Genomic DNA, 26,623 nt, shown 5'->3' with positions numbered 1-26,623 from the left:
CGAGGAAGTTGGCGGGGAATTCGCCGTTCAGCTTGATGATGTCCATCGTCGCCATCGCAAGGCCTGCACCATTGACCATGCAGCCGATATTGCCGTCGAGTTTGATGTAAGCGAGGTCATATTCGCTCGCCTCAACCTCTGCCGGGTCTTCCTCGGTCAGGTCGCGCAGTTCGGCGAGATCCTTGTGGCGGAACATCGCGTTCGAATCGAAGCCGACCTTGGCGTCGAGAACATAGAGCTTGTCGCCTTCCGGGGTCGGGCAGATGGCGAGCGGGTTGATTTCGATCTGGCTGGCATCGGTACCGAGGAATGCGTCGTACAGACCGCCGAGAATCTTGGTGCACTGCTTGGCGAGATCGCCTGTCAAGCCCAATGCCTTGGCGACGCTGCGGCCATGGTGCGGCATCAGGCCGGTTGCCGGATCGATAGTGATGGTGTGGATCTTTTCAGGGGTGTCGTGCGCCACGGTTTCGATGTCCATGCCGCCCTCGGTCGAGGCGACAACTGCGATGCGGCTGGTTGCCCGGTCGACGAGGAGCGCGAGGTAGAATTCCTTGCCGATGTCGACACCGTCGGTGATGTAGAGACGGTTGACCTGCTTGCCATCGGCACCGGTCTGGATGGTCACCAGCGTGTTGCCGAGCATGTCCTTGGCGTGCGCCTCGACTTCCTCAAGGCTCTTGGCCAGGCGAACGCCGCCCTTCGCATCGGGACCGAGTTCCTTGAACTTGCCCTTGCCGCGACCACCAGCATGGATCTGCGCTTTCACCACATAGAGCGGCCCGGGGAGCTGTTTTGCAGCTGCCACGGCTTCTTCGACGGACATGGCTGGAATGCCCTTGGGCACGGCCACACCGAATTTCGCGAGCAGTTCCTTGGCCTGATACTCATGGATGTTCATGGAAAAAGCGTCCTTTCGATGGCGGAGTCGAAAGGGCCTTAAGCACAGCTTGCGCGCTAAGGGAAGTGGGCCAAACCCGCTTTTTTGCTAGAGCAGTCCCAGCGCCTCCAGCTCGGTGCGCAGCGTGGGCGCATCGCGGAAATGATGCGCATGGAAACCATTGGCCTGTGCGGCATCGACATTGGGCAGGCTGTCGTCAATAAAGATCGCTTCACCTTCTGCCAAACCAAAGCGACGCAGCGCCAGTTGGTAGATCGCCGCATCAGGCTTCACCAGCCTCTCTTCGCCCGAGACGACTATATCGCGAAAGTGATCGAAGATCGGCTGCGTTGGGCGGAACATAGCCCAGAATTCCGCGCCAAAATTGGTGATTGCAAACAACGGCACATCGCGGCGCGCCAAGTCTTCTACGATCTCGTACGAACCTGGCACCGGCCCGGGGATGGTTTCATTGAAGCGCGTGGCATAGGCATCAATATGCGCGGCATGGTCCGGAAACTGCGCCTGAAGTTCGGGCACCATCTCTGCGAGCGGACGGCCAGCATCGTGCTGGAAATGCCATTCCGGCGTCACAACATTGTGCAGGAACCAATCAAGTTCGCTTTCATCGTCGATCAGTTTTTCGAAAAGCGCGCGCAATTCCCACTGCACCAGCACCCTGCCGACATCAAACACAACCGCGCGAATCATCAAATCCTCCAAAGCTCAAACGCAAAAAACCGCCCGCGGATTTTCCGGGGCGGTTGCTGCTGGCATGCCGGGCATGCCTGCCAATCCGGCGAATCAGCCCTGACGGGCTTTGAAACGGCGGTTGGTCTTGTTGATCACATAAGTGCGGCCACGACGGCGAATCACGCGGTTGTCGCGGTGACGGCCCTTGAGGGACTTGAGAGAATTGACGATCTTCATCGAACTGTTCCGTAAATCTTGGGGCCAGTGGCCGGAATTGAAGGCGCGCCTCTATGGGGGAGTCGGCCCAAAGTCAAGCACCATTGCGGCTTTCGGGCGAAGGCGATAGGGTTGGGCCATGAACCCGCTCCGCAAAGCTCCGCTGCTGCTCCTGCCGCTCTTACTTTCAGCCTGCATGATACCCACCGGCCCGGTAGAAGTCACCCGCTTCAATCGGGTTGCCGAAGGCATCGTTTATGGCAGCGGCAGTTTCGATGTGGCGCCCGTGGATGGCGACAGCCTCGCTTTGTCTCCCTATATGGCTGCGGTGCAGCAGGAGATGGAGCGTGCAGGCTATACGAAAGCGCTGGATGGCAGCGATGTAGTAGCCGAAGTATCGGTGCAGCGCGTCCAGTTCATCGGGAACGAGCGCAATCCGGTTTCGGTCGGAATGGGCGGATCGACGGGAAGCTATGGCTCGGGTGTCGGCGTGGGTGTCGGCGTCAACCTCAATGCTCTGGGCGATCAGCGCGGCATGGAAACGACTTTAAGTGTCCGCATCATCCGTACCAGCGACCGACTGGTAATCTGGGAAGGCCGCGCAACACAACGCGGAGCGCTCAATTCGCCCGCAGCCCAACCGGGCATCGCCGCCGCCAAACTGGCGGAGGCACTGTTCAAGAATTTTCCGGGAACCAATGGCGAAACGGTTACCATTCCGTAGATTTAATTGATTGACGACAAAGTTTAACCGCAGCCCTGAGCCTGTCGAAGGGCGCGTATCAGCCGCAGCGCAAACCTTGAGGCGTGCTTCGACAGGCTCAGCACTACGGTTCTGGTTTAGCCGGACAAACATCGCTCGAACGGTTTATTTCCCCGAAAACATCGTTAGAAGCACGCCCCATGACAATTCACAGCATCAACGCCGCCTTTGATAGCGGCAATATCGTCGTCGGCTCAATCGAAGGCGCGACCGCCAATCTCACCATCCGCAAGGACAAGGATTCGGACTTCTTCCAATGGTTCCATTTCCGCGTCGTTGCCGAAGCGGGTGAGGAATTTGTCCTGCGGATCACCGGCCTTGAAAAAAGCGCCTATCCCGGCGGCTGGCCGGATTACCGCGCCTGCGTTTCCGAAGATCGCGATTATTGGGGCCGCACCGAAACCAACTACGACAAAGCCGAAGATGGTGGCACGCTGACCATCCGCTACACCAGCGTGTCAGGCCTCGCTTGGTTCGCCTATTTCGCGCCCTATTCGATGGAACGGCATCACGATCTGGTTTCCGAAACCGCTGGTATCGAAGGCGTTGACTATCGCTGCCTCGGCACCAGCCTCGAAGGCCAGCCGATCGACTGCCTCGAAATGGGCAGTGGCGAAACGCAAGTCTGGCTCTATGCCCGCCAGCATCCGGGTGAGAGCATGGCCGAATGGTGGATGGAAGGCGCATTGGACATGCTGACCGACCCCAGCGATCCGCACACGCGCAAATTGCTCGAAAAATGCCGCATCCATGTCGTGCCCAATTGCAACCCGGACGGCAGCTGCCGCGGCCATCTGCGCACCAACTATGTCGGGGTGAACCTCAACCGCGAATGGGCCGAACCCAGCGCCGAGCGCAGCCCCGAAGTGTTGGCGATCCGGAATGCGATGGATGCAACCGGCGTGCACTGGGCGATGGATGTGCATGGCGACGAAGCCATCCCCGCTGCCTTCATGGCAGGCTTTGAAGGCATCCCCAGCTGGACCGACGCGCAGGGAGAGCGTTACACGCACTTCATCAACCGCCTCGCCGAACGCACCCCCGATTTCCAGACCAAGCTGGGTTATGGCATTTCGGGGCCGGGCAAAGCGAACCTGACCATGTCGACCAACCAGCTAGCCGAGCGCTTTGGCCCGTCGCATGGCTGCGTGAGCATGACGCTGGAAATGCCGTTCAAGGACACCATCGACGCGAATGATCCGGAGCAAGGCTGGTCGCCCGAACGGTGCAAACTGCTGGCGCGGGAGTGTTTGGCGACGCTGGCAGAGATGGTTTGACGCTCTCATGCGCATCATCGAGGACGACCTCACTGGCCCCGAAATCCGCGCACTGCTCGAAGTGCATTTCGCCGGAATGCTCGCCAATTCGCCTAAGGACAGTTGCCATTTCCTCGATTTTGAAGGGCTGAAGGGGCCAGGGGTCACCTTCTGGTCGGTGTGGGATGAGGATGCGCTCATGGGATGTGGCGCGTTGAAGGAAATCGACGCCTGCCACGGTGAAGTCAAATCGATGCGGACCCACGCGGATCAACTCCGCAAGGGCGCAGCGGCTGCGATGCTCGAACATATCATCGCGACAGCAAGGCAGCGGGGCTACATTCGGTTGAGCCTTGAGACCGGTTCGGGCCCAGCCTTCGATGCCGCGCATGGCCTCTATTTGCGCTATGGCTTTGAATATTGCGGGCCCTTTGCGGACTATAAGGAAGACCCGTTCAGCCGCTTCATGACGCTGGCGCTTTAACCTTCTTCTCCGGCAGCACGGTCACATTGGCTTCATACCAGCGGAGCATGTCGAGCATGTGCTGCGCGTCGCCTCCTCCGGTAACGTCAGACAGGATATCGCTCAGCCGGATCTCTCGCAGCAGGTCACGATAGGCATTTTCGGCGCGACCAAAGGCAGCGGCGATGGCGCAAGGGGTGCGGCATTCGGCACGCGGGATGGCGCATGGCCCCTTTTGCCGGATTTCGGTGCAGCGAAAGGCGGGTGCGCTGCCATCGACCGCCTGCTTGATATCCCAAAGGCTGATTTCCTGCGGCGGTCTGGCGAGAGCGTAGCCGCCGGTATGGCCACGGCTGGTGCGCACGATCCCGGCCTTGCTGAGCAGCTGCATCTGCTTTGCCATATAGGGTAAGGGCACGCCATGATAGTCGGCGAGTGCGGCGAGGCTGAGGCCCCTTCCCGCCCCCAAAGGCGCGAGCAAGGCGCAGGCGTGGACCGCCCATTCGACACCCTTGTTCATCTTCATCCGGAACCACCTGACCTATGTTTGCCGCCTCTGCTTGCGGCAGTGATTTAATTCAGATATTTAATATCCGTATTGATTCGTTTTTTCAAGGAAAAAGCCCTATGACCCGCAAGCTGCACCGCATCATCGGGGGCGCAATTGCGCTCTTCCTGTTCAGCCATCTCGCGGTGCACCTGTTCGCTCTCGCCGGGCCCGATGCGCATAATGCGGCGCTGAAATCGGTGCAGTGGATCTATAGAAATCCGGTGATCGAACCGCTGCTGATTGCGGCCCTGCTGTTTCAAATAGGCCTCGGTATCCGCCTCGCGCTGCGCCGCTGGCGTGAGCCAGGCAAGAGCGGCTGGGCCAAGCTGCAACTGGCGAGCGGTTTTTACCTCGCTTACTTCATTGCCGCACATAGCGGCGCAGCGCTTTACACCCGCTATGGCGCAGGGCTGGATACCAACTTCCTTTGGGTATCCGGACCGTTGCTGCACGCCAAAATGCAGGGTTACTTTTATCCTTACTACGCCCTGGCCGTGCTGTCAGTCGGCGCACATCTGGGCGCGATCCTGCATTTCAACGGTAAAGAAAAAGCCGCCCGGATCGCGGCCTGGGGCGCCGTCCCGGTGGTGCTGGCCTATTGGGCGAGCTTTGGCGGCTGGCTGTATCCGGTAGAAATCCACCCCGATTACCGCGCTTATTATGATGGGTTGCTGGCGATGATCGGGCTGGCCTGAGGCTTGCGTCCGAAGGCCGACCGCCCTAAGCGCGCGCTGAACAGTCTATCCGTCAACAGGACACTCCCATGCCCAAGCTCATCCTCATCCGCCACGGCCAGTCACAATGGAATCTGGAAAACCGTTTCACCGGTTGGTGGGACGTTGATGTCACCGAAAAGGGCGCGGCCGAAGCCTGGGCCGCAGGGGAGCTGATGAAGGCAAAGGGCATCGCGCCCGATACCTGCTTTACCAGCGTACAGACCCGCGCGATCAAGACGCTCAATCTCGCGCTGGAGGCGATGGGCCGCCTGTGGCTGCCGGTGACCAAGGACTGGCACCTCAACGAACGCCATTATGGCGGCCTCACCGGCCTCGACAAGGCCGAGACTGCGGCGAAGCATGGCGACGAGCAAGTGCATATTTGGCGCCGCAGCTTTGACATCCCGCCTCCGCCGCTCGACGCCGATTCACCCTATGACCTGTCAAAAGACCCGCGCTATGCAGGCATCGCTATCCCCAATACCGAAAGCCTGAAAGATACCATCGCCCGCGTTCTGCCTTATTGGGAAGGCGTGATTGCCCCGGAGTTGAAAGCCGGCAAGACCGTGCTGATCTCCGCCCATGGCAACAGCCTGCGCGCGCTCGTCAAACATCTGTCGGGCATATCGGATGCGGATATCACCGGGCTGGAAATCCCGACCGGACAGCCGATTGTCTATGAACTGGATGATGCGCTGAACGCGACCGACCGCTATTATCTGTCGGAGCGTTAATAGCTAACGCGCGTCTTCGCCATATTTGGAGCGTTTGTCGGTGTACATGGCCCGATCGGCTTCAATCAGCACTTCGCTGGCGCGTGAGCCGGATTCGATCAAACAATGACCGACCGACACATCGACTTTCAAGGTCGGCCCGGCTGTCTTGACTGGCAGCGCTGTCAGTAGTTCGCGGACTGACTCCGCCTTCTCTGCCAGCTTTTCTGCCGAAATCGAATCGAGCAAAACGGCAAACTCGTCACCACCCATGCGCGCTACGACATCCGATTTGCGCGTCGCCGAAGACAGCGCCTCCGCAATCGCACAGAGCACATTATCACCTGCGACATGGCCATGCGTGTCGTTGACCTGTTTCAGCCGGTCGACATCAAGGTAGAGAAGGCCAAAAGTCCCGCCATAACGGTGTGCGCGCCAGCACCAGCGATCGAGTTCCTGCATTAAATAGCGACGGTTGAACAAGGGCGTCAGCGTATCGATTGTCGCCAGCCGTTCCAACTCGGCCACACGCGCTTTCAAATGTAGATTTTCGCGGACAAGCGCATCGCTGCGATCGTTCGCATTGGCAGGAGAAATTTGGTCGTTGCGTTTCAGCATCTTGGCCCCGGTTATGTTTTGCGACCCGGATAGCCGTTGTTTTTGCGCATACAGTGTATTTCTGAATAAATTGCAACTATTTACGTCTCTGACGCATTCTGCCTTCGGCAATTGCGCTTGCGGAAAGGCGTCGCTACAGAGCGAGTCCTCGGAGCAGAAGGGCAAATCAGGGACATCAGGTGGACAGCACAGCACCATTGGTCGGCATCATCATGGGCAGCCGCTCGGATTGGGAAACCATGCGCGAGGCATCGTCTGTGCTCGCAGCCTTAGGCGTCGCGCATGAATGCAAGGTGGTGTCGGCGCACCGCACACCCGACCGGCTTGTAAGCTACGCCAAAAGCGCTGTTGAGCGCGGGCTGAAATGCATCATTGCAGGCGCTGGCGGGGCAGCCCATCTGCCCGGTATGGTTGCGTCGATGACCCGCCTGCCGGTGCTGGGCGTACCCGTTCAGTCGCGCGCACTTGACGGTATGGATAGCCTCTTATCCATAGTTCAAATGCCCGGCGGAATTCCCGTTGGAACGCTGGCCATAGGCAAAGCGGGGGCAACCAATGCCGGCTTGCTCGCCGCAGCGATGCTAGCCACCAGCGACCCGGAATTGGCTGAGCGCCTGGACGCCTGGCGCGCGGCGCAAACCGAATCAGTCAGCGAGACCCCCGAATGACGACGCTGCCGCCGGGTTCCACCATCGGCATATTGGGCGGCGGGCAATTGGGAAAAATGCTTGCCATTGCTGCTGCGCAGATGGGCTATCGCTGCCATATCTATGCGCCCGAGGAAAATTCGATCGCAGCCGAAGTGGCCGCCGAATTCACATGTGCGCCCTATGACGATGTCGCTGCCCTGTCGGCCTTTGCGGACAGCTGCGATGTTATCACCTATGAGTTTGAAAATGTGCCCGTAGCGCCGTTGCGCGTCATCGAAGCGGGCACACCAATCCGGCCCAATATCAGGGCGCTGGAAATCGCGCAGGATCGGGTTGAGGAAAAACTTTTCGCCAGTCGTCTGGGCGGCAAGACCGCACCCTTCGAAATTGTCGGCGAACGGCAGGATGCCAGTGCCGCATTTGAAAGAGTGGGCTTTCCCGCGATATTGAAGACCATCCGCATGGGTTATGACGGCAAGGGTCAGGGACGCGTCGGCGAACCGCGTGACATATCAGAGGCATGGGCGCAGGTCGGTCGCCAGCCTTCGATCGCAGAGGCCATGATCCATTTCGACGCCGAATTTTCGGTGATTCTGACGCGGGGCACCAATGGCGAAATCCGTTTCTGGGATAGCCCGCGCAACCGGCACGAAGGCGGAATATTGGCGCATTCGACGCTGCCCGCCGGGCCGCTGATCGAAGACCAGCAGGCGGAAGCGCGCAAACTGGCGGCGGCGGCGGCCGAAGAATTGGAATATGTCGGCGTGATGACGATGGAGTTTTTCGCTACCGCAAACGGCCCGCTGTTCAACGAAATGGCGCCCCGCGTCCACAATAGCGGCCACTGGACGATCGAAGGCTCCGCCACCAGCCAGTTCGAAAACCACATCCGCGCGGTGTGCGACCTGCCTTTGGGTGCGACAGACCTGACGGCCGATCGGGTGGAGATGGAGAATCTGATCGGCGATGATGCCAATGATTGGGAGCGCCTGTTCGCGGACGACGACGCCAACGTCCATCTTTACGGCAAGGGCGCACCCAGCCCCGGTCGCAAAATGGGCCATGTAACGCGGCTATATCGATAGGCCTTGTCAGGCTGGAGCCGACTGGGCAAAGCAATGGCATGAATCATCCCGAAATAATCCTGGTGGTGGCACGTGCCGATAATGGCGTGATTGGCGCCGATGGCGACCTGCCCTGGCGTATCCCGGCGGACCTCAGGCATTTCAAGCAGGTGACCAAGAACCTGCCAATGATCATGGGACGCAAGACCTTTGACAGCCTGCCGGGGCTGCTCGAAGGGCGCCGCCATATCGTGCTCACCCGCGATCCGGAATGGTCAGAAGAAGGCGCGGAAGTCGCCCATTCGGTCGAGGACGCGTTGAAGCTCGCCAATGGCCCGCATGTCTGCATCATCGGCGGGGCCGAAATCTATCGCCTGTTCCTTCCAAGAGCAGACCGGGTCGAGCTCACCGAAGTCAAAGCTAAGCCCGAAGGTGATACAGTTCTGGAGGCGTTCGATCGCAAGAACTGGCAGGAGACTTCGCGGGTATCGCACCCCGCAGAGGGGAGTACGCCCGCGTTTGATTTTGTGACTTTGGTACGCAAGGAGGGGTAGCGTATGCGTAAGTTTTTCTGGGGGATTGTCGCCCTTATCTTGATAGGCGCTGCCGGCCTTTTCGGCATAGCGCCCGGCTATGTCGAAGCGTCGATGAACAAGGTTGACGGCAAGCCGCTGCCCAAGGTGAGCGCCGAGGCGATTGCGCTGCACAAGACGCTGACCATTGTCGACCTGCATTCGGACACGCTGATGTGGAAACGCGATGTTCTCGAACGCGCCGAGCGCGGGCATATGGATTTGCCGCGCCTCGTCGAAGGCAATGTTGCACTGCAGGTTTTTTCGAGCGTTTCGAAAACGCCCAAGGGGCAGAATTACGACGCCAATGGAGCGGATAGCGATAACATCACGCTGCTGGCGGTGGCGCAGATGCAGCCGGTGCGGACATGGAACTCACTGCTCGAACGATCGCTGTGGCATTCAAAGAAGTTGCATTTGGCCGAGGCAGCCAGCGACAGCGATGGCGGATTGCGACTGGTCGATACCAGTAGCAAGATCGACAGCCTGCTTGCCACACGCAAGGGCGTTCGTTCTGTCCCGGTAGGCGGTCTGCTCTCGATCGAAGGTCTGCAAAACCTTGAAGGCAAAGCCGCCAATCTCGATAAGCTCTACAATGCCGGTTTCCGCATGGCGGGGATCACCCACTTCTTCGACAATGAACTCGCCGGATCGATGCACGGCATCACAAAAGGCGGGCTGACGCCGCTGGGCCGCGAGGTCATCCAGCGGATGGAAGACAAGGGCATGATAGTCGACATCGCGCATTGCAGCCGCCGGTGCGTCACCGAGATATTGGCGATGGCGCGCCGCCCGGTAGTCTCCAGCCATGGCGGGGTGCAGGCGACCTGCAAGGTCAACCGCAACCTGTCTGACGAGCATATCAAAGGCGTCGCCAAGACGGGCGGGATCATCGGCATCGGTTACTGGGATGGCGCAATTTGCGATACCAGCCCCAAATCGGTAGCGAAGGCGATGAAGCATGTGCACGACCTGGTCGGCGTACAGCATGTCGCGCTGGGTAGCGATTATGACGGCGCGACCACAGTGCGTTTCGATACCTCGAAACTGGTGCAGGTCACGCAGGCCCTGCTCGACGAAGGCTTCACCGCCGATGAAATCCGCGCTGTGATGGGCGGCAATGCGATCCGCATTTTGCGCGAAGGGCTGAAGCCGATGGCAAAGGCACCGCCTGCGGCATGAGCATCCCCCGCCTATCCTCCCGCGATCCCATGCCCGAGGCACTGCGCGGCGCGGTCGTCGCGCTGGGCAATTTCGATGGCTTCCACCTTGGCCATCAGGCCGTGGCGGGCGAAGCCATCCGGCAAGCCAAGGCTGCGGGCAAGCCTGCGATCATCGCCACCTTCGATCCGCACCCGGTGCGCTTTTTCGCGCCACATGTCCCCTGGTTCCGGTTGACCACGCTTGAGCAGCGGCAGCGGCTGTTTGCCTGGGCGGGTGCCGATGCGATGCTGGTGTTCGATTTCGATGCAGAGCTCGCCGCGACCACGGCGGAGGATTTCGTGATCAAATTGCTGGCCGAACGGCTGGGTGTTTCGGGTGTGGTCACTGGCGAGGATTTCACCTTTGGCAAGGCGCGCGGCGGCAATACCGATGTGCTGCGCGATCTGGGCGCTGCGCATGGCATCACCGCAACGACAGTTGGTCCAGTCACCGATGCGGGCGGCGTGATCTCTTCCAGCCGCATCCGCGATGCCCTGAAGGCGGGCGAGTGCGACGTGGCGACGCGCCTCCTCACCCGGCCCTTTGCGATCGAAGCGATCGTCCAGCATGGCGACAAAAATGGCCGCGACCTTGGCTTTCCGACCGCCAATATGGACATGGGCCACTATCTCCGCCCGCGCTATGGTGTCTATGCGGTGCGCGGGAAATTGCCTGACGGACGGGTGCTTGATGGCGCCGCCAATGTCGGTATCCGTCCGCAGTTCGAGCCGCCCAAGGAATTGCTCGAACCGCATTTCTTCGATTTTGCCGAGATGATCTACGACCAGATGATCGAGGTTGAATTCCACGCCTTTCTACGTCCTGAGGGCAAATATGACAGCCTCGACGCGTTAATCGCCCAGGTCGCGAAGGATTGCGAGGATGCGAAGGCGGCTTTGAAGGCATGAGGGTTTCGAAGCGCACCACCATCATCGTCCTCGTCCTCACTGCACTCTTCTTCGCCTTCACCCTGCTCCATGCAAGCTGGCTGGCCGACGCACCCGAGGGCGGGCCAAAGCTGGTCGCGGACAAAGGCGTCGCGCCCGTGCTGGGGAGCGACGGCTGCGTATCGGCGGCCAATGCTGGTTATGGCGCAATCGCAGTCGGGCCTGACCTCGCGGCGCTGCAACTGGCGGCGGGCGCAGAGGCCGATGCCGTGCACATTCCGGTCGAGATGGCCGACGGGTCGTTGGTGCCGGTACGCCAGTTCGAAAACCGCTGCGCCGACGATCTGGCGCAACCGCGCCCCGATGTCGCGGCCACCGCTTACAGCCTCTCACGCCCCGAACTGTTCTGGCAGGTCAAGGGCGCTGAGTCGGCAAAGGCCTTGCTCGCCAAACTGCCCGTCGGGGATCGCCGCCACATCCTGATCGGCGACGATGCCGCCGTTGCCGCTGCCAAGACCGAACGCCCCGCGATGCGCGCCTTCACCGTCGCCAAGGCACGGAAATGCGCGGCGGACTATCGCGGTTCGCTGTTCGGCTCGGTCCCCAAAAGCTGCGCCAATGGCGTGATGTTGCTGACGCTCGATGAGCTCGGCTTCACTCTCTGGGGCTGGCCGAACCGCTTCCTTCAGCGGATGGCGAAAGCAAAAGCCACTGTCATCATCGCACAGGATGTGGCCGATGAGAAAATCAAGGGCCTCACCGACGTCCGCCAATATGGCGAAATTGCCAGCGGCTTTAACGGCTATGTCTGGGTGGACAAGATCGAGGAACTGGGGCCTGCCTTGCGGCGGTAAATTCTGGTTCGCGCAGAGACGCAGAGTTCCGCAGAGAACGCAAAGAGCAATTTTTTGCGGCGATGCCGCCTTAAAATGTTGGCATCGCCCAAATATCGAGTTCCGATAAAGAAAAACGAGCCTTCGGCTCGGTTGAACCTCTCTGCGTTCTCTGCGGAACTCTGCGCCTCTGCGCGAACCCCTTTGACTCCGCGGCATGGCACTCAAAGAGTTGTCTACAACGCAATCCTCCCCTAAGCACCCGCGCGATATGACCGAAAAGCAAGACTATAAAGACACCGTCTTCCTGCCGAAGACCGAATTCCCGATGAAGGCCGGCTTGCCGCAGAAGGAACCGGGAATATTGGCAAAGTGGGAAGCGGACGGGCTGTACCATAAGCTGCGCGAAGCCCGCGCTGGCCGCGAAAAGTTCATCCTCCATGATGGCCCGCCTTATGCCAATGGCGACATGCATATCGGCCATGCGCTGAACCATATCCTGAAAGACATGGTCTGCCGCACACAGAGCCTGCTCGGCAAGGATGCGCCCTATGTGCCCGGCTGGGATTGCCACGGGCTACCCATCGAGTGGAAGGTCGAGGAGCAATATCGCAAGAAAAAGCTCAACAAGGATGAGGTTCCGGTCAAGGAATTCCGCGCCGAATGCCGCGCCTATGCCCAGCATTGGGTGAATGTGCAGCGCGAGCAGGTGAAGCGGCTCGGCATCCTCGGCAATTGGGACAAGCCCTATCTGACGATGGATTTTGACAGCGAGGCGACAATTGTTTCCGAACTGCTGAAATTTGCGGAAAGCGGCCAGCTCTATCGCGGAGCCAAGCCCGTCATGTGGTCGCCGGTCGAAAAGACCGCGCTGGCCGAGGCCGAGGTGGAATATGAGGACATCACCTCCACGCAGATCGATGTGGCGTTTGAGATTGTTGACGGGCCGCTGTCGAATATGGCTGGCTCGCATGCCGTCATCTGGACGACAACGCCTTGGACAATTCCGGTCAACCAAGCAATCGCATACGGGCCAGACGTTGATTACGTCATCCTACATATTCACACCCAGCCTGAAGGCGAAGTGGCACGCACTGCACACGTATCCGACGTGCTTATCGCCGAGAGCTTAGTCGACCAGTTCTCATCGCGAATTGGCATCACGCCGAACCACTATGAAATTGTCTGGCGTGGCAAAGGCTCCGACCTAGCCGGAACCATCGCCCGCCACCCGATGCACCACCTCGGCGGCTTCTATGCCAAACCCCGCCCTTTCCTGCCCGGCGATTTTGTCACCACCGACAGCGGCACCGGCCTTGTCCATATGGCGCCCGATCATGGCGAGGATGACTTTGACCTGTGCAAGGCGCATGGCATCGAGCCGCAATTCGCGGTCGAGGGCGATGGCAAATATCGTGCAGACTGGGGCTGGCTTGGCGGCCAAGGCAGCGTCATCAACCCCAAATTCAACGCACCCGACGGGCCGATCTGTTCGGACCTGCGCGAAGCCGGCGGCCTGCTCGCCGCCAGCGCGGATTACCAGCACAGCTATCCGCACAGCTGGCGCTCCAAGGCCAAGGTCATCTATCGCTGCACCCCGCAATGGTTCGTGCCGATGGATAAACCCGTCACCCCTGCGCAGGCAGGGGCCGCTGGCAGCCTAGCCCAACCATCGCTTAATAAACCGATAGCGGCCCCGGCCTCCGCCGGGGCGACGATATTGGAGGACGGTCCCGATGCCGTCGGCCACGCCCAAGGCATCCCCGTCACCTTGCGCGAACTCGCCATGGCCGCCATCGCCGACACCCGCTTCGTCCCCGAAAAGGGCCGTAACCGCATTGGTAGCATGGTCGAAGGGCGCCCCGACTGGGTACTGAGCCGCCAGCGCGCATGGGGTGTGCCGATCACGCTGTTTGTTGATCGCAAGACCGGCCAGTATCTCAACGACCCCGCCGTCAACGCACGCATTGTCGAGGCAATCAAGGCCGAGGGCGTCGATGCCTGGGAAGCCGCGCGTGCGCAGGAATATCTGGGTTCGGACTACAAAGCCGAAGACTATGAACAGGTGTTCGACATCCTCGACGTCTGGTTCGATTCGGGCTGCACCCATGTCTTCACGCTGGAGTCAGGCAAATGGCCCGAACTCAGCTGGCCGGCCGATCTCTATCTCGAAGGCAGCGACCAGCATCGCGGCTGGTTCCAGTCCTCGCTGCTGCAAAGCTGCGGCACGCGCGGTCGTGCGCCCTATAATGCCGTCCTGACCCATGGTTTCACCATGGACCAAAAGGGTCTGAAAATGTCGAAGTCGGTCGGCAACACCGTCGACCCCTTAAAGGTGATGGAAACCAACGGCGCGGATATCATCCGGCTGTGGGCGCTGTCGGTCGATTTCACCGAAGATCACCGTATCGGCGATGAAATCCTGAAAGGCGTGGCCGACCAGTATCGCAAATTGCGCAACACCTTCCGCTATTTGCTCGGTGCGCTGGATGGATTCAGCGAGGAAGAACGGCAAGAAGCCAATCTGCCGCCGCTAGAGCGCTATATCCTGAGCGAGCTAGCTTATCTCGACCGCAAATTGCGCAAGGCCGTCGATGATTTCGACTATAACAGCTATGTCCGCGCGCTAACCGATTTCTGCAACGAGGACCTGTCGGCCTTCTTCTTCGATATCCGCAAAGACTGCCTCTATTGCGACGGCGTCGATTCGCACAAAAGGCGCTCCTACCGCTCGGTACTGGACATATTGTTCAACGCGCTCGTGCGCTATGCGGCGCCCGTGCTCGTCTTTACAGCCGAGGAAGTCTGGCAATCGCGCAACCCGGGATCGGGTTCGGTGCATCTGCTCGAATGGCCCGAAATTGGCCGCTGGGAAGATGACGATCTGGGCACCGAATGGACTGCACTGCGTGCGCTGCGTGGTCAGGTACTTGAAACAATCGAGCCTATGCGGCGCGAGAAAGTAGTTGGTTCAGGCCTTGAAGCGGAAGTTGTGGTACCGGCTTCGGCTGCAATGAGCCTGCAGCCTGAGGCGCTGGCCGAACTGTTCATCACCGCCAAGGTCAGTATGGCCGAAGTCGAGGCGGTGCAGGTTTCGCGGACGGATAATCACAAATGCGGCCGTTGCTGGCGGCATCTACCGGAAGTCTCCGAAGACGGCGCATTGTGTGGGCGTTGCGATACGGTATTGAGCAACTGACTTCTTCGGTGCTTTGGTTCTTTGGGTGACATAAAATTGGTTCACCCAAAGCACCAAAGAACCAAAGGCTAAGAGGATTATGACCCCAAACCCCAAATTCCGCCTGCAGGGCCTGATGCTCGCCAGCTTCCTGTTCATTGCTGATCAGGCGGTGAAGTTCATCATGATCGGACCGCTGGCGCTGCAAAGCCGGCGGCAGATCCATATCGTATCCTTCTTTGACCTGACCTGGGCCGAAAATCGCGGCGTATCGATGGGCTTTCTGGAGGCGAACAGCGATGCACAGCGCTGGCTGCTGGTCGCACTCACCGCGCTGATCGCGGGCGTGGTGGCCGTCTGGATGTGGCGCGAAAAATTGCGTGGCGATGTGCTGGCATTGGCGATGGTGCTGGGCGGGGCGCTCGGCAATATCGTTGACCGGGTGCGCTATGGCTATGTTGTCGACTATGCCGACCTGCATTTCGGCACTTTCCGCCCTTTTTGGATTTTCAACCTTGCCGATGCCTGCATCACCATCGGCGTGCTGATATTGCTTGCCCGCGCGTTCCTGATACGCGAAAGGGATGACGTTCATCCCGCGTCAAGCGGGAACGGGATAGCGGAGTGACCATGACGCGGAAGTTCATCATTACATCGGCCAGCCTGTTGGCGTTTTCAGCGCTTTCGGCCTGCGGTTCTACCAGCGTGTTCGACCGTGAACGTCCCGACGAATTTGCCGTTGGTCGCGCAGCGCCGATTGTCGTGCCCGCTGATCTTAATACGCTTCCGACGCCTCAGCCAGGCGCGGCCCGCCCGCAAGAAGGTGAGACCAAGGCAGCGATGCTCGACGCCATGTTCGGCACCCCCAAACAGTAAGGACCGAATAGAGCCATGAAGAAGAATCTCGTCCTTGCTGCCAGCACCTCCGCGATGCTGCTTGCTCTTTCCGGCTGCCAGTCGGTCGGCAACGCCTATCAGGCGCTGTATGACTTTGACATTCGCGGCGACAGCGCCCCGCAAGCGGCAACCACCAGCCGCGTGGCCCCCTTGGTCGTCCCACCCGATTATCCCTTGCTGCCCGCGCAGGCCGGTGTGCCGCGCCAGAATGACGGCAATACGCCAGAGCAGGTCCTCGAAGCCATGTTCGGCGGCGATGCCTCACGCTCGGCTGGCGAACGCGCCGTTGTAGCCGCGGCAGGCAACAGCGAAATGGGCATCCGCTCGACCGTGGGCGATCCGGAAACAGCTACGGTGAATAAGGGTGCCGTCACCCGCGACATCATTGCCGCACCGGAAGGTGACGGGCAAAGCGCGCAGGCCGCTGTTCCTGAATAAGCTCCTGCTCAGGGCTTGACGGAAAATCGCAGGCGATAGGGGGTTGCCGGCTGGGCGTCCGCCTTGCTGCGGAAATTCATATAGGGTTTGCGGTTGAACCAAAGCTCGTGCCGCTTTCCGGCGCGCGCGATACAATTGAGTGAATAGCTTTTTCCATCTGCCGATTGTGCCGGTTTTCCGCTGCATTCGGGATAGGTCGCCCGGTCAACCTGCACGAAACTGAAACTGTCCGGGGCCATTGGCCGATCGAATCGGACGGTCAATTTATACGGTCCCGGCTGAATCTGTGATCCATTGGCAGGATAGGTTGAAACAACGGTTGCCGCGGAACCAGCCGGTGCTGCGCTGTTCATCGAAAAGAGAAAAGCCGCGCTGGCGAGCAGGGTTGCTGATACAATCATGAGAAGAATCCCTTTGTTGATGCCTGTACGCGCAAGGGCTTGACCGGCTTGCGCTTTCGCATCAGTCGCCGCTTCGGCTGGATTGGGATATCCAAATTCCTTGTACCCAAAATTTTTGGGACTGTCTGCCTCGGCCAGCGCCAGTAATCGGGCAGCTTCGCGGCTGCTGCCGACGCCGAGTTTGCGCCGCGCATCACGCAAACGCTCATTCACCACATGGGTCGATAGATCGAGATGACGCGCGATACTTTTCGCGTCATGCCCAACCAGCAGAAGCCGAAGCACGTCCTTTTCACGCTCGAGCAAAACCGAAACGTCGTGCTCCATAGGCTCAGGCCCGAACCCCTGCTTCCTCCACGCCTGCACTGTTATGGCGCAATGCCTTCAGCACGGTATCGACGATCTGCGGCGCGTTCAGCCCCGCTTCGTCATATTGTTTCTGCGGGTTGTCATGTTCCTGAAAGACATCGGGCAGGCGCATCGTGCGGATTTTGAGGCCCGCGTCGGTAAGGCCCAGATCGCTCGCCAGCGTCAGCACATGCGCGCCGAGGCCACCGATCGAGGCTTCCTCCACCGTCACAACCACCTCATGCGTCGCCATCAGGCGGCGGATCAGATCTTCGTCGAGCGGTTTGGCAAAGCGCAGGTCGGCAACGGTGGTCGACAGGCCTTTGGCATCCAAGGTGTCCGCGGCCTTGAGCGCTTCTGCGAGGCGGGTTCCCAATGACAATATCGCCACCGACTTGCCCTCGCGCACCACCCTTCCCTTGCCGATTTCCAATCGCTGCGGCACTTCGGGCAGCGCAACGCCAGTGCCATTGCCGCGCGGATAGCGGAAGGCAATCGGGCCGCTGTCGTGGAGCGCGGCGGTATAGGTCATATGCACCAGCTCCGCCTCATCGGCGGCAGCCATCACCACCATATTGGGCAGGGTCGCCAGATAGGTGACATCGAACGAACCAGCATGGGTGCTGCCGTCGGCCCCGACCAGACCGGCGCGGTCGATCGCGAAACGCACCGGCAGGTTCTGGATGCAGACATCGTGCACCACCTGGTCATAGGCGCGCTGCAGGAAGGTCGAATAGATGGCGCAGAAGGGGCGCATCCCCTGCGCGGCGAGGCCTGCAGCGAAGGTGACGGCATGTTGTTCGGCTATGCCAACGTCGAAGGCACGCGTCGGGTGGGCTTGCGCGAATTTGTCGACGCCGGTGCCGCTGGGCATCGCGGCGGTGATCGCGACAATTCTGTCGTCGCTCTCGGCCAGCTTGGCGAGCGTTTCGCCAAAGACATTCTGATAGGCCGGCGGGCCGCCGCCGGGGCCCTTGTCCTGCTTGCCGGTGACGACGTCGAACTTGACGACGCCATGATATTTGTCTGCCGCCGCTTCGGCCGGGGCATAGCCATGGCCCTTTTTGGTGACGACATGGATCAGGCACGGCCCCTCTGCCGCATCGCGGACATTTTCGAGGACGGGGATCAGATGATCGAGATTGTGCCCGTCGATCGGGCCGACATAGTAAAAGCCCAATTCCTCGAAAAGCGTGCCGCCCATCGCCATGCCGCGAGCGAACTCGTCTGTCTTGCGCGCCGCGATATGCAACGGCTCGGGCAATTTGCGTGAAATGCGCTTGGCAACTTCCCGCAAGCTCAGGAATGGCCGTGACGATACCAGCCGCGCGAGATAGGCCGACAGCCCACCCACGGGCGGCGCGATCGACATGTCATTGTCGTTGAGGATGACGACCAGCCGGTTGCCCGCCGCCTGCGCGTTGTTCATCGCCTCATAGGCCATGCCCGCCGACATCGAACCATCGCCGATTACCGCAATCGCCTTGCCGGGTTTGTCATTCAGATTGTTCGCAATCGCAAAGCCCAAAGCCGCCGAAATAGAGGTTGAGCTGTGCGCCGCACCGAAGGGATCATATTCGCTCTCGGTCCGCTTGGTGAAACCCGACAGCCCACCACCGGTGCGCAACGTCCGGATGCGGTCACGCCGCCCGGTCAGAATCTTGTGCGGATAGCATTGATGGCCGACATCCCAGACTAGCCGGTCTTCGGGGGTGTTGAACACATAATGGATCGCAGTGGTCAGTTCGACCACGCCCAGCCCGGCACCCAGATGGCCGCCGGTCACCGAGACCGCACTGATCGTTTCGGTACGCAATTCGTCTGCCAACTGGCGGAGCTGGGAAGGTTCCAGCTTTCGGAGATCAGCGGGAATCTTGACCTTGTCGAGCAAGGGCGTGACGGGTGTATCAGTCATGCAAGGCAGCTTTAACGATGTTTGGAGGATGTGTCGAACGGGTTATTTGCCCGTAGCGCGTGTCTAATCGCAATCCGCGCAGGTGCCGCGCACTTCAACGACCGGGCGGACGGCGTGGAAGCCTGCCGCCTCGGCAGCCTTGCGGACATTACCGGTCAGGCTGTCGTCATCGATATGCGTCGCGCTGCCACAAGTGTCGCAGATCAGGAAGATGCAATCGTGCAGGCAGCCCGGGTGGGCATTGGCAAGATAGGCGTTGGCGCTTTCCACCCGGCTCGCAAGGTTGTTCGAAACAAACAGGTCGAGGATGCGATAAACGCTGTTGGGCGCGACCCGTTTGCCGCGTTTTTGCGAGACCAGATCGGCAATGTCATAAGCCGACGCCGGCTTATCGAAGGTCGCGAGCACGGCGAAGATATCCGCCCGCATATCGGTCCACTGCTCGCCAGCCGCGGTCAATGCAGACTTGGCGGCATCGGCCAGATCATGGCCCTGATGTTCGTGATGATGATGTGCGTGCGTCGCCATTTTTCGAATCTAGGCCTTTTCTGCCCCGGGGGCAAGGCCGCGCTGGCTTAGCGCGAGGCGCGCAGATTGAGGTCGTGGCCGAGCGCCAATATCGCCACGCCTACCATCGTATAGACGATCTCGGTCCCGCCATGCGGCAGGGTCAGCGCGCCGGACATCACGCCAATGCCGAGCGAACCGATCGCCGCAGGCATCATGAAGCCATGCTCAATCATGCCCTTCACCAAAGCAAAAATACCAAAAACGATGGCAAGCCCAAGGCCTGCCTCATGGATGATTGGCGAAAACAGGAAACCGCCAGCCGAAGCCAACAGCGCCAGCATTATAGAAGTGGCGAGGCAGTGGACAAGGCACAAGCCAGCGAGGCTCAGACCGAGCCCGTCCCAGCGCTTTTCGCGCCAATATGCCTGCAATGCGATCACAAATATGCCTTCCTGAGTCGCTATATGGCAAAACTCGTCCGACGTTACAACATATCATTTGTCCGTTTTTGTCGGTCAAAGGCGCATGGAAGATGTTACATCGCTGTTAACCACAAGGATTAGCCTCAATTTGAGCATGGCGCAGCTACCAGCCTGACCATGCCTAAGACCCTGTTCACTTCAACGATGATTGCTCTGGCCCTTGTTTCAAGCCCGGCCAATGCGCTCTATGAAGGTCTGCAATGCGTGCCCTTTGCCCGCGCGCTGACCGGCGTGACCATCTTCGGCGACGCGCATACCTGGTGGGGCCAGGCAGAGGGCAAATATGAACGCGGCAGCAAGCCAAAGGTCGGCGCAGTGATGGCATTCATACCACATGGTAACATGCGGCTCGGCCATGTTGCTGCGGTTCGCAAGATCGTTGACAGGCGCACCTTGCTGATCAGCCACGCCAATTGGTCAACCATCGACGGCGTCCGCGGGCATATCGAGGAAAATGTCCGCGTGATCGACGTGTCCGAGGACAATGACTGGAGCCGGGTGCGTGTGTGGTACACCCCGAACAGCGCGCTGGGCGGCAATGAATGGCCGCTGCATGGCTTCATCTATCCCGAAAAGACCCGCAAGGAGAAGGATGCTCGCGCGGCGCTGGCGGCCGCGCTCGCCAAGACGCCACCGTCGCGCCCTTCGGCCAAACCTGCGGTTCTGGAAACAAGCACGACCAAGGCTGCTCCGGTCCGCATCGCTTCCGCTGCGCCGTCAAAACCATCCGGATTCACGTTGTCAAACGGCCTGCTGGCTGAGCTCGACAAGGCCGCCAAAAAAGAAGCGAAGCGCGCCCGCAAAAGCTGAACGCTTTTGACCGCGGTCAATGACAACAGGCCGCTGCAAGTCCATCCTGCACACAAACAGGAAGGGACAATGCGATGCTCAAGGTCGATACAGACGCCAAAGCCGGTTATCTCGAACTCACCGTCGACGGGGTGATCCATCAGGCCGATTTTGAAGCCGCAGTTGCGGCAGTCGATGAACTGCTCAAAACGCACGAGCAATTGAACGTCGTCGAAGTCGTCCGCGACATCGGTTGGATCGAACCGCAAGTGTGGTGGAAAGACCTGCTCTTCCACCTCGCCCACCGCAATTTCATCCACCGCGCCGCGGTGGTCAGCGATTCTGGCTGGGTAGGGCCGGTGACGCGAATGTTCGCACCCTTCTACCCCGCAGCCATCCGCACCTTCGGGCTGGATCAACTCGAATATGCCCGCACATGGGCGCGGGTGGGCGATGTGGGGAAGGCGGCGGATTAGGCTTATTAACTGTACACCCTGAGTTCACCGTTGGATTCTTAGGGCTTGCCTGCGGCAAGCAAGGAAAGAAGGCGTGAAGTAGATCGGCTCAAACCCCGCGCGCGGCTTGGCTCCTTTTTCCCTTCCCGCCTTGCTCGCCAACGGCGAGCCCAAATCATTTGCGCAAATATTTGGTCGGCACTTTGAGCCAATAAAACTTGCCATCCTTCGGCGCTTTCCAAGGGTCTTCGACATCCCAACGCTTGCCTGCAAAGCCATCACCGTCGAGCGTTTGTTCAAGATGTTGCTTGACTTTGTGGCGCAATTTGCGCGCCGCCTTGGCCTTCCACTCGGCGTCGGACTTGGCGGTAGTATTGCCAAAAATCGGTGTCTTGCGGCGGGAACGGGACATGACTGATCTCCTTGGCTGCCGCCAAGTCGAGTGTCCGTCCATCATGGAGCGGCCCCGGTGCGGCTAATGCCGCAGATCAGTGGTGCGTTGGGTCATGGTCATGCCGCCGCATATTCTGAGGGGCGGTAGCGCGGTTCTGGGATCGGCATTCCATGCTCTTTTGCCGTCTCAAGCCACAGTTCGATAGCAACTTCGGCTTCTGCAGCTGCTTCGGACGGCGTTGCGCCATGCGCCGAGCATGGTTTCAGGTCTGGAACATCGGCGATCCAGCAATTGTCGTCCGGGTACCAGAAGACGTTTATGTGATAATGATGTTCCATCACGCTATGATTTGTAGCGCATATTCCCTTACCAAATCAAGAAACTCCCGAACCTGGTAGCGTTTGGCATCTTTTCCAAGCGGTTGGACGACCATAAGCTTCGGACAAGAAGGGTGTTTGAATGACAGATGGCTCCCCTTCGTTCGCGAATGGACGAAGCCAAAGGCCTCTATCAAAGCAACGAAATCGCGGAAGGAAATGCTGCGGTCAGTGGACTGAAGCAGTAGGGAATAGAGTTTGGCAGGTTTGACCATGGCTGCATACTTTCTGAAAAAGGCAGCACCCTATGAATCACATTTTTGGCGAAGCGCAACAACATTATTTAGAACCAAACTAAACCGCCTCACCGCCCAAATTTCCGCTGCGTTTTGCCGAACCGCAACTTGCGCGTCCCCGGCTTGCCCTCTTGCGCCCGCCCCTTAGGTGCTGCCACCCGCTGTTCGTGCGGTAGGCCAAGCTCCTCCGCCTCGAGCGCGCGGATTTCGTCGCGCAACCGCCCGGCTTCCTCGAACTCCAGGTCGGCGGCGGCGGCGCGCATTTTCTTTTCGAGCTCCTCGATATAGGCGCGCAGATTGTGGCCGACGAGGTTGTTGGCGCCTTCCGCATCGATCTCCACCAGCACGCCGTCGCGGCTCGCCGTATCGGCGACGATATTGTGGATGTCGCGCTTGATGCTTTCGGGCGTGATGCCATGTTCGAGGTTGTAGGCGCGCTGCTTCTCGCGCCGCCGGTCGGTTTCGCGCATCGCGCGTTCCATGCTGCCGGTGATGCGGTCGGCGTAGAGGATCACGCGGCCATCGACATTGCGCGCGGCGCGGCCAATGGTTTGGATCAGCGAGGTTTCGCTCCGCAGGAAGCCCTCCTTGTCGGCATCCAAAATGCACACGAGCCCGCATTCGGGGATGTCGAGCCCCTCGCGCAGCAGGTTGATGCCGACCAGCACATCATAGACGCCGAGCCGCAAATCGCGGATCAGCTCGATACGCTCGAGCGTCTCGACGTCTGAGTGCATATAGCGAACGCGCAGCCCCGCCTCGTGCATAAACTCGGTCAAATCCTCCGCCATCCGCTTGGTCAGCGTGGTGACGAGGGTGCGGTATCCGGCCTCGGCGGTCTTGCGGCATTCGTTGATGCAATCCTGCACCTGATCCTCGACCGGTTTGATCTCGACCGGCGGGTCGATCAGGCCGGTGGGGCGGATGACCTGTTCGGCAAAGACGCCACCGGTCTGCTCCATCTCCCACGCGCCGGGGGTGGCGGAGACAAACACCGTCTGCGGCCGCATCGCCTCCCACTCGTTGAAGCGCAACGGGCGGTTGTCGATACAGCTCGGCAGGCGAAAGCCATACTCCGCCAGCGTCAGCTTGCGCCGATGGTCGCCGCGCGACATGCCGTTGACCTGGCCGATGGTCTGGTGGCTTTCATCGACAAAGAGCAGCGCATTGTCGGGCAGATATTCGAACAAGGTCGGCGGCGGTTCGCCGGGCAAACGGCCGGTCAAGAAGCGCGAATAATTTTCGATTCCCGCACAGCTGCCGGTCGCCGCGATCATTTCCAGATCGAAATTGGTGCGCTGCTCTAGCCGCTGCGCCTCGAGCAATTTGCCCTCGGCGACCAGCTCCTCCAGCCGGTGGGCCAGCTCAAATTTGATCGCCTCGGTCGCCTGCTTCATCGTTGGGCCGGGGGTGACATAGTGGCTGTTAGCATAGACGCGGATCGCGTTCAGCCGCACGCCTGCCTTGCCGGTTAGCGGGTCGAATTCGGCAATCTCCTCTACTTCGTCGCCAAAGAAGCTGATGCGCCACGCCATATCCTCAAGGTGGCTGGGGAAGAGCTCCAGATTATCGCCGCGCACGCGGAAATTGCCGCGCGCAAAGGCGGCGTCGTTGCGCTTATACTGGAGTGCTACCAGCTTGCGGATCAGCTCGCGCTGGTCAACGCTCTCGCCTTTTTTCAGGTCGAATATCATCGCCGAATAGGTTTCGACCGATCCGATGCCGTAAAGACAGGAAACCGACGCCACGATCAGCACATCGTCACGTTCGAGCAGCGAGCGGGTGGCCGAATGGCGCATGCGGTCTATCGCCTCGTTTACGCTCGACTCCTTCTCGATATAGGTGTCACTGCGCGGCACATAGGCTTCGGGTTGGTAATAGTCATAATAACTGACAAAATATTCGACCGCATTTTCGGGGAAGAAGCTTTTGAACTCGCCATACAACTGCGCCGCGAGGATCTTGTTGGGCGCGAGCACCAAGGCGGGGCGCTGCAGCGCCTCCACCACCTTTGCCATGGTGAAGGTCTTGCCCGAACCGGTGACGCCGAGCAGCACCTGGTTCTTCTCCCCCGTGCGCGCGGTTTCGACCAGCTCCTTGATCGCCGTCGGCTGATCGCCTGCGGGTTCATATTCGGACACCAGCTTGAACGCCTTCCCCCCATCGACCTTGGGCGGCCGTTCAGGGCGATGCGGAGTGAAGCTGCCGTCGGTTTCGGGCTCTTCCAGGCCGCGGCGGATGATGAGTTCAGCCATGTTCGCTATATGTACGCGTTTGGGGTGTGGGGCAAGGGGGTGTCGAAACTTGCCATTTTCTAAGCCTTTGCCCATGATGGCAGTCATGACAGGCTTGCCCAGCCCTCATGCCGCTGCTGCGATGCTGCTTGCCTTTGCAATGTTCTATGGCTTTGTCAGGGGCAAAGTCGCAGTCGAGATCGTCTCGCTTCTAACCATCGGCGCAATTGCACTGGGGCTCTATTTCTTTCCACTACCTAGCGGAACCGCGCGTGACGGGCTGGTGCTGGCATTCGAAGGCTTCGGCCATCATGCCCTAGTCACAATTTGCGCGCTCATGATCATGGGGCGCGGGCTGGTGGTCACTGGTGCGTTGGATCCAGCCGCCCGGGCGCTCAACCGCATCTGGCTTTTCAACCGGCAAGGTGGGTTGCTGGTGACCTTGCTGGCAGCGTTTGGCTTTAGTATGATCATTAATGATACGCCTGTGCTGGTGCTGCTACTGCCTATCCTCGTCCAGTTGGCCACAAAAGGGGGAATGCCTGCATCCAAAACACTGATACCGGTCAACAGCGCGATCCTGATTGGCGGTATGGCGACGACTATCGGCACTTCGACCAACCTGCTTGTGGTGTCGATCGCCACAGATCTGGGAATGCCACCCATCAGTGTGTTCCACTACACCCCGATCGTACTAGCTGCCTCTTTGGTGGCGCTGCCATATATCTGGCTGGTGATGCCTCGCCTGCTGCCTGACAATTCGGTAGTCGACGGACGCGACCCCCGCTCTTTCCATGCTACAATGCGTTTTTCTGCAGGTTCAGCGTCAATTGGCAAGACCATAGGTCAGTTGCGCGCAATGCTACCCGTCAGCGTGGTGTTGGCTGGCGATTCTGCAGGACTGGTCGATACCGATACCCGGTTAGCGCTCTGCGGCCCGCAGGAAGCGCTTGAGGAAGCCGCACAACTGACTGCTGGGGCGCTCGCCCCTGTATGGCTGCTGACCCGATTGCAACGTGAATCCGCCAGACTGAGTGACGATCTGATGATGGTCGAAATGGCCATCACACCTGATTCCCGACTGATTGGCAACACGTTGCAAACCGCGGGAATCGAAGATGTGGCCATCATAGGCGTACATCACGCGCGGAGGCTGTTGGGTGAAACTCGAATAGACAGTGCGGATGCTCCGATGGGCGAAGGCGACCTGCTGCTGGCATTAGGTACGCAGAATGCATTACAGGGCTTTGCTCATGATGCCGGCCTGCTGATAGTTGAAGGCGGGCGCGACATGCCGCGATCAAGCAAAGCAGCTCTCGCATTGACTATCATGATTGGGGCAGTGGCGTTAGCCAGCTTTGGATTGATGCCTATCGCGATTTCCGCCCTGGGCGGGGCTGTGCTGATGTTCCTGACCGGCTGCGTCAAGTTCGAGCGGGTGGGCCGAGCCCTATCAGCTAAGGTCATCGTGCTGGTTGCTTCCAGCATCGCGCTTGGCAAATTTGTGCTGGTATCCGGGGCGGCGGCATGGCTTGGCGACTTGCTTGCTGCAGGCCTACAATATCTACCTCCTGCCGGAATATTAGCAGCGATCATGCTTTTCGTAACCGCACTTACCAACTTCGCCTCAAACGCAACTGCGGCTGCCGTAGGCACGCCGATTGCGTACAGCCTCGCCCAAAGCCTTGGACTGCCGCCGGAGCCATTGGTGCTGGCCGTCCTGTTCGGCTGCAATCTCTGCTATGCCACTCCGGTAGCGTATCAGACGAACATGATGATCATGTCTGAAGGCAATTACAATTTCGGCGACTATGTACGAACCGGCGTACCGCTTGTGGTCTTGATGGTCGTGACTTTGTCGATTCTGTTGGCGTTGCGATACGGTATGTAGA

General features: G+C 59.7%; 31 protein-coding genes. 18 read left to right on the top strand and 13 right to left on the bottom strand.

Features of this window, described 5'->3' with window-relative positions; translation table 11 throughout:
* The 3 genes from sucC to ykgO all read right to left on the bottom strand — a co-directional run.
* Positions 1–901, bottom strand: a 901-nt coding sequence (gene sucC, locus PKC81_RS07825; RefSeq protein WP_324334793.1) for an ADP-forming succinate--CoA ligase subunit beta, incomplete at its 3' end; no start/stop codon positions are given.
* Between the two features lie 87 nt (positions 902–988).
* Positions 989–1,591 (bottom strand): HAD family phosphatase, encoded by a 603-nt coding sequence (locus PKC81_RS07820; RefSeq protein ID WP_324334792.1) that lies wholly within the window; start codon positions 1,589–1,591, stop codon positions 989–991.
* Positions 1,592–1,684: 93 nt separating this feature from the next.
* Entirely contained in the window at positions 1,685–1,810 is a 126-nt protein-coding gene (gene ykgO / locus PKC81_RS07815; RefSeq protein WP_029724010.1) for a type B 50S ribosomal protein L36, read from the bottom strand.
* A 118-nt stretch (positions 1,811–1,928) separates the two neighbouring features.
* Here ykgO and PKC81_RS07810 point away from each other — a divergent pair, with 118 nt between their 5' ends.
* The 3 genes from PKC81_RS07810 (at position 1,929) to PKC81_RS07800 (ending at position 4,292) form a co-directional block, all read left to right on the top strand.
* Positions 1,929–2,513: a DUF4136 domain-containing protein gene (locus tag PKC81_RS07810; protein WP_324334778.1), complete on the top strand. Its 585-nt coding sequence runs from the start codon at positions 1,929–1,931 to the stop codon at positions 2,511–2,513.
* 179 nt (positions 2,514–2,692) lie between these two features.
* Positions 2,693–3,829 (top strand): M14-type cytosolic carboxypeptidase, encoded by a 1,137-nt coding sequence (locus tag PKC81_RS07805; RefSeq protein ID WP_324334776.1) that lies wholly within the window; start codon positions 2,693–2,695, stop codon positions 3,827–3,829.
* 7 nt (positions 3,830–3,836) lie between these two features.
* Positions 3,837–4,292, top strand: a complete 456-nt coding sequence (locus PKC81_RS07800) for a GNAT family N-acetyltransferase (protein ID WP_324334774.1) — start codon at positions 3,837–3,839, stop codon at positions 4,290–4,292.
* Here PKC81_RS07800 and PKC81_RS07795 read toward each other — a convergent pair.
* Entirely contained in the window at positions 4,273–4,797 is a 525-nt protein-coding gene (locus tag PKC81_RS07795; protein ID WP_324334772.1) for an Rrf2 family transcriptional regulator, read from the bottom strand. The two genes, PKC81_RS07800 and PKC81_RS07795, sit on opposite strands and share 20 nt — an antisense overlap.
* Before the next feature lie 101 nt (positions 4,798–4,898).
* Here PKC81_RS07795 and PKC81_RS07790 point away from each other — a divergent pair, with 101 nt between their 5' ends.
* Together PKC81_RS07790 and gpmA are read left to right on the top strand one after the other, a co-directional pair.
* Positions 4,899–5,516 carry a hypothetical protein gene (locus tag PKC81_RS07790; protein ID WP_324334770.1) on the top strand — a complete coding sequence of 206 codons (618 nt, stop codon included), beginning with the start codon at positions 4,899–4,901 and terminating at the stop codon, positions 5,514–5,516.
* Positions 5,517–5,584: 68 nt separating this feature from the next.
* Positions 5,585–6,271, top strand: a complete 687-nt coding sequence (gpmA, locus tag PKC81_RS07785; protein ID WP_115549849.1) for a 2,3-diphosphoglycerate-dependent phosphoglycerate mutase — start codon at positions 5,585–5,587, stop codon at positions 6,269–6,271.
* 3 nt (positions 6,272–6,274) lie between these two features.
* Here the strand turns inward: gpmA and PKC81_RS07780 are convergent, their stop codons facing one another.
* Positions 6,275–6,868, bottom strand: a complete 594-nt coding sequence (locus PKC81_RS07780; RefSeq protein WP_324334766.1) for a GGDEF domain-containing protein — start codon at positions 6,866–6,868, stop codon at positions 6,275–6,277.
* 212 nt (positions 6,869–7,080) lie between these two features.
* Here PKC81_RS07780 and purE point away from each other — a divergent pair, with 212 nt between their 5' ends.
* From purE to PKC81_RS07730, 10 genes are all read left to right on the top strand, one after another.
* A complete protein-coding gene (gene purE, locus PKC81_RS07775; protein WP_324334800.1) occupies positions 7,081–7,536 on the top strand; it encodes a 5-(carboxyamino)imidazole ribonucleotide mutase in 456 nt (151 codons plus the stop codon).
* Complete coding sequence (locus tag PKC81_RS07770) at positions 7,533–8,603, top strand: 5-(carboxyamino)imidazole ribonucleotide synthase (protein ID WP_324334764.1); 1,071 nt, start codon at positions 7,533–7,535, stop codon at positions 8,601–8,603. Before purE ends, PKC81_RS07770 begins: the two co-directional genes overlap by 4 nt.
* Before the next feature lie 38 nt (positions 8,604–8,641).
* The gene (locus PKC81_RS07765; RefSeq protein ID WP_324334762.1) at positions 8,642–9,136 is read left to right on the top strand and encodes a dihydrofolate reductase; all 495 of its coding nucleotides are present in this window, start codon (positions 8,642–8,644) and stop codon (positions 9,134–9,136) included.
* A gap of 3 nt (positions 9,137–9,139) precedes the next feature.
* A complete protein-coding gene (locus PKC81_RS07760) occupies positions 9,140–10,336 on the top strand; it encodes a dipeptidase (protein ID WP_324334761.1) in 1,197 nt (398 codons plus the stop codon).
* A gap of 2 nt (positions 10,337–10,338) precedes the next feature.
* On the top strand, positions 10,339–11,265 hold the full coding sequence (locus PKC81_RS07755) for a bifunctional riboflavin kinase/FAD synthetase (protein ID WP_324334798.1): 927 nt from the start codon (positions 10,339–10,341) through the stop codon (positions 11,263–11,265).
* Positions 11,262–12,098 carry a hypothetical protein gene (locus PKC81_RS07750; RefSeq protein WP_324334759.1) on the top strand — a complete coding sequence of 279 codons (837 nt, stop codon included), beginning with the start codon at positions 11,262–11,264 and terminating at the stop codon, positions 12,096–12,098. Before PKC81_RS07755 ends, PKC81_RS07750 begins: the two co-directional genes overlap by 4 nt.
* A gap of 250 nt (positions 12,099–12,348) precedes the next feature.
* A complete protein-coding gene (ileS, locus tag PKC81_RS07745; RefSeq protein ID WP_324334757.1) occupies positions 12,349–15,276 on the top strand; it encodes an isoleucine--tRNA ligase in 2,928 nt (975 codons plus the stop codon).
* 79 nt (positions 15,277–15,355) lie between these two features.
* Positions 15,356–15,883, top strand: coding sequence for a signal peptidase II (gene lspA / locus PKC81_RS07740; RefSeq protein ID WP_324334755.1), 528 nt, complete (start codon positions 15,356–15,358; stop codon positions 15,881–15,883).
* Between the two features lie 2 nt (positions 15,884–15,885).
* Positions 15,886–16,131 (top strand): DUF3035 domain-containing protein, encoded by a 246-nt coding sequence (locus PKC81_RS07735; RefSeq protein WP_324334753.1) that lies wholly within the window; start codon positions 15,886–15,888, stop codon positions 16,129–16,131.
* Positions 16,132–16,146: 15 nt separating this feature from the next.
* Positions 16,147–16,590 carry a DUF3035 domain-containing protein gene (locus PKC81_RS07730; protein WP_324334751.1) on the top strand — a complete coding sequence of 148 codons (444 nt, stop codon included), beginning with the start codon at positions 16,147–16,149 and terminating at the stop codon, positions 16,588–16,590.
* 8 nt (positions 16,591–16,598) lie between these two features.
* On the opposite strand, the gene PKC81_RS07725 is transcribed toward PKC81_RS07730, so the two are convergent.
* From PKC81_RS07725 to PKC81_RS07710, 4 genes are all read right to left on the bottom strand, one after another.
* Complete coding sequence (locus PKC81_RS07725; RefSeq protein WP_324334749.1) at positions 16,599–17,318, bottom strand: LuxR C-terminal-related transcriptional regulator; 720 nt, start codon at positions 17,316–17,318, stop codon at positions 16,599–16,601.
* A 4-nt stretch (positions 17,319–17,322) separates the two neighbouring features.
* On the bottom strand, positions 17,323–19,254 hold the full coding sequence (gene dxs, locus PKC81_RS07720) for a 1-deoxy-D-xylulose-5-phosphate synthase (RefSeq protein ID WP_324334747.1): 1,932 nt from the start codon (positions 19,252–19,254) through the stop codon (positions 17,323–17,325).
* A 63-nt stretch (positions 19,255–19,317) separates the two neighbouring features.
* The gene (locus PKC81_RS07715) at positions 19,318–19,782 is read right to left on the bottom strand and encodes a transcriptional repressor (RefSeq protein ID WP_298597218.1); all 465 of its coding nucleotides are present in this window, start codon (positions 19,780–19,782) and stop codon (positions 19,318–19,320) included.
* A 47-nt stretch (positions 19,783–19,829) separates the two neighbouring features.
* A complete protein-coding gene (locus PKC81_RS07710; RefSeq protein ID WP_324334744.1) occupies positions 19,830–20,204 on the bottom strand; it encodes a MerC domain-containing protein in 375 nt (124 codons plus the stop codon).
* Positions 20,205–20,363: 159 nt separating this feature from the next.
* Here PKC81_RS07710 and PKC81_RS07705 point away from each other — a divergent pair, with 159 nt between their 5' ends.
* Both PKC81_RS07705 and PKC81_RS07700 read left to right on the top strand, forming a co-directional pair.
* Positions 20,364–21,056 carry a CHAP domain-containing protein gene (locus PKC81_RS07705; RefSeq protein WP_324334742.1) on the top strand — a complete coding sequence of 231 codons (693 nt, stop codon included), beginning with the start codon at positions 20,364–20,366 and terminating at the stop codon, positions 21,054–21,056.
* Positions 21,057–21,130: 74 nt separating this feature from the next.
* Positions 21,131–21,511 (top strand): STAS/SEC14 domain-containing protein, encoded by a 381-nt coding sequence (locus PKC81_RS07700; RefSeq protein WP_324334740.1) that lies wholly within the window; start codon positions 21,131–21,133, stop codon positions 21,509–21,511.
* Between the two features lie 154 nt (positions 21,512–21,665).
* On the opposite strand, the gene PKC81_RS07695 is transcribed toward PKC81_RS07700, so the two are convergent.
* The 4 genes from PKC81_RS07695 to uvrB form a co-directional block, all read right to left on the bottom strand.
* Positions 21,666–21,902 (bottom strand): hypothetical protein, encoded by a 237-nt coding sequence (locus PKC81_RS07695; protein ID WP_324334738.1) that lies wholly within the window; start codon positions 21,900–21,902, stop codon positions 21,666–21,668.
* Positions 21,903–22,000: 98 nt separating this feature from the next.
* Positions 22,001–22,222, bottom strand: a complete 222-nt coding sequence (locus PKC81_RS07690; protein WP_324334736.1) for a type II toxin-antitoxin system HicB family antitoxin — start codon at positions 22,220–22,222, stop codon at positions 22,001–22,003.
* On the bottom strand, positions 22,222–22,476 hold the full coding sequence (locus PKC81_RS07685; RefSeq protein WP_324334734.1) for a type II toxin-antitoxin system HicA family toxin: 255 nt from the start codon (positions 22,474–22,476) through the stop codon (positions 22,222–22,224). Before PKC81_RS07685 ends, PKC81_RS07690 begins: the two co-directional genes overlap by 1 nt.
* An 89-nt stretch (positions 22,477–22,565) precedes the next feature.
* Positions 22,566–24,752: an excinuclease ABC subunit UvrB gene (gene uvrB / locus PKC81_RS07680; protein ID WP_324334732.1), complete on the bottom strand. Its 2,187-nt coding sequence runs from the start codon at positions 24,750–24,752 to the stop codon at positions 22,566–22,568.
* Positions 24,753–24,837: 85 nt separating this feature from the next.
* On the opposite strand from uvrB, the gene PKC81_RS07675 reads away from it, so the two are divergent.
* Entirely contained in the window at positions 24,838–26,622 is a 1,785-nt protein-coding gene (locus tag PKC81_RS07675) for an SLC13 family permease (protein ID WP_324334730.1), read from the top strand.
* Position 26,623: the final 1 nt, after the last annotated feature.

The organism is Sphingorhabdus sp., from assembly GCF_035329025.1.
In the GTDB taxonomy this organism is placed as follows: domain Bacteria; phylum Pseudomonadota; class Alphaproteobacteria; order Sphingomonadales; family Sphingomonadaceae; genus Sphingorhabdus_B.
The sequence above is the reverse complement of the archived record's forward strand: the minus strand, read 5'-3'. Positions and strand labels throughout refer to the sequence as shown.

What these genes read in the sequence shown, in the direction of transcription:
- PKC81_RS07820 (WP_324334792.1), bottom strand. Translation starts at nt 1,591, where the DNA reads ATGATTCGCGCGGTTGTGTTTGATGTCGGCAGGGTGCTGGTGCAGTGG.
- ykgO (WP_029724010.1), bottom strand. Translation starts at nt 1,810, where the DNA reads ATGAAGATCGTCAATTCTCTCAAGTCCCTCAAGGGCCGTCACCGCGAC.
- PKC81_RS07810 (WP_324334778.1), top strand. Translation starts at nt 1,929, where the DNA reads ATGAACCCGCTCCGCAAAGCTCCGCTGCTGCTCCTGCCGCTCTTACTT.
- PKC81_RS07805 (WP_324334776.1), top strand. Translation starts at nt 2,693, where the DNA reads ATGACAATTCACAGCATCAACGCCGCCTTTGATAGCGGCAATATCGTC.
- PKC81_RS07800 (WP_324334774.1), top strand. Translation starts at nt 3,837, where the DNA reads ATGCGCATCATCGAGGACGACCTCACTGGCCCCGAAATCCGCGCACTG.
- PKC81_RS07795 (WP_324334772.1), bottom strand. Translation starts at nt 4,797, where the DNA reads ATGAAGATGAACAAGGGTGTCGAATGGGCGGTCCACGCCTGCGCCTTG.
- PKC81_RS07790 (WP_324334770.1), top strand. Translation starts at nt 4,899, where the DNA reads ATGACCCGCAAGCTGCACCGCATCATCGGGGGCGCAATTGCGCTCTTC.
- gpmA (WP_115549849.1), top strand. Translation starts at nt 5,585, where the DNA reads ATGCCCAAGCTCATCCTCATCCGCCACGGCCAGTCACAATGGAATCTG.
- PKC81_RS07780 (WP_324334766.1), bottom strand. Translation starts at nt 6,868, where the DNA reads ATGCTGAAACGCAACGACCAAATTTCTCCTGCCAATGCGAACGATCGC.
- purE (WP_324334800.1), top strand. Translation starts at nt 7,081, where the DNA reads ATGGGCAGCCGCTCGGATTGGGAAACCATGCGCGAGGCATCGTCTGTG.
- PKC81_RS07770 (WP_324334764.1), top strand. Translation starts at nt 7,533, where the DNA reads ATGACGACGCTGCCGCCGGGTTCCACCATCGGCATATTGGGCGGCGGG.
- PKC81_RS07765 (WP_324334762.1), top strand. Translation starts at nt 8,642, where the DNA reads ATGAATCATCCCGAAATAATCCTGGTGGTGGCACGTGCCGATAATGGC.
- PKC81_RS07760 (WP_324334761.1), top strand. Translation starts at nt 9,140, where the DNA reads ATGCGTAAGTTTTTCTGGGGGATTGTCGCCCTTATCTTGATAGGCGCT.
- PKC81_RS07750 (WP_324334759.1), top strand. Translation starts at nt 11,262, where the DNA reads ATGAGGGTTTCGAAGCGCACCACCATCATCGTCCTCGTCCTCACTGCA.
- ileS (WP_324334757.1), top strand. Translation starts at nt 12,349, where the DNA reads ATGACCGAAAAGCAAGACTATAAAGACACCGTCTTCCTGCCGAAGACC.
- lspA (WP_324334755.1), top strand. Translation starts at nt 15,356, where the DNA reads ATGACCCCAAACCCCAAATTCCGCCTGCAGGGCCTGATGCTCGCCAGC.
- PKC81_RS07735 (WP_324334753.1), top strand. Translation starts at nt 15,886, where the DNA reads ATGACGCGGAAGTTCATCATTACATCGGCCAGCCTGTTGGCGTTTTCA.
- PKC81_RS07730 (WP_324334751.1), top strand. Translation starts at nt 16,147, where the DNA reads ATGAAGAAGAATCTCGTCCTTGCTGCCAGCACCTCCGCGATGCTGCTT.
- PKC81_RS07725 (WP_324334749.1), bottom strand. Translation starts at nt 17,318, where the DNA reads ATGGAGCACGACGTTTCGGTTTTGCTCGAGCGTGAAAAGGACGTGCTT.
- dxs (WP_324334747.1), bottom strand. Translation starts at nt 19,254, where the DNA reads ATGACTGATACACCCGTCACGCCCTTGCTCGACAAGGTCAAGATTCCC.
- PKC81_RS07715 (WP_298597218.1), bottom strand. Translation starts at nt 19,782, where the DNA reads ATGGCGACGCACGCACATCATCATCACGAACATCAGGGCCATGATCTG.
- PKC81_RS07705 (WP_324334742.1), top strand. Translation starts at nt 20,364, where the DNA reads ATGCCTAAGACCCTGTTCACTTCAACGATGATTGCTCTGGCCCTTGTT.
- PKC81_RS07700 (WP_324334740.1), top strand. Translation starts at nt 21,131, where the DNA reads ATGCTCAAGGTCGATACAGACGCCAAAGCCGGTTATCTCGAACTCACC.
- PKC81_RS07695 (WP_324334738.1), bottom strand. Translation starts at nt 21,902, where the DNA reads ATGTCCCGTTCCCGCCGCAAGACACCGATTTTTGGCAATACTACCGCC.
- PKC81_RS07690 (WP_324334736.1), bottom strand. Translation starts at nt 22,222, where the DNA reads ATGGAACATCATTATCACATAAACGTCTTCTGGTACCCGGACGACAAT.
- PKC81_RS07685 (WP_324334734.1), bottom strand. Translation starts at nt 22,476, where the DNA reads ATGGTCAAACCTGCCAAACTCTATTCCCTACTGCTTCAGTCCACTGAC.
- uvrB (WP_324334732.1), bottom strand. Translation starts at nt 24,752, where the DNA reads ATGGCTGAACTCATCATCCGCCGCGGCCTGGAAGAGCCCGAAACCGAC.
- PKC81_RS07675 (WP_324334730.1), top strand. Translation starts at nt 24,838, where the DNA reads ATGACAGGCTTGCCCAGCCCTCATGCCGCTGCTGCGATGCTGCTTGCC.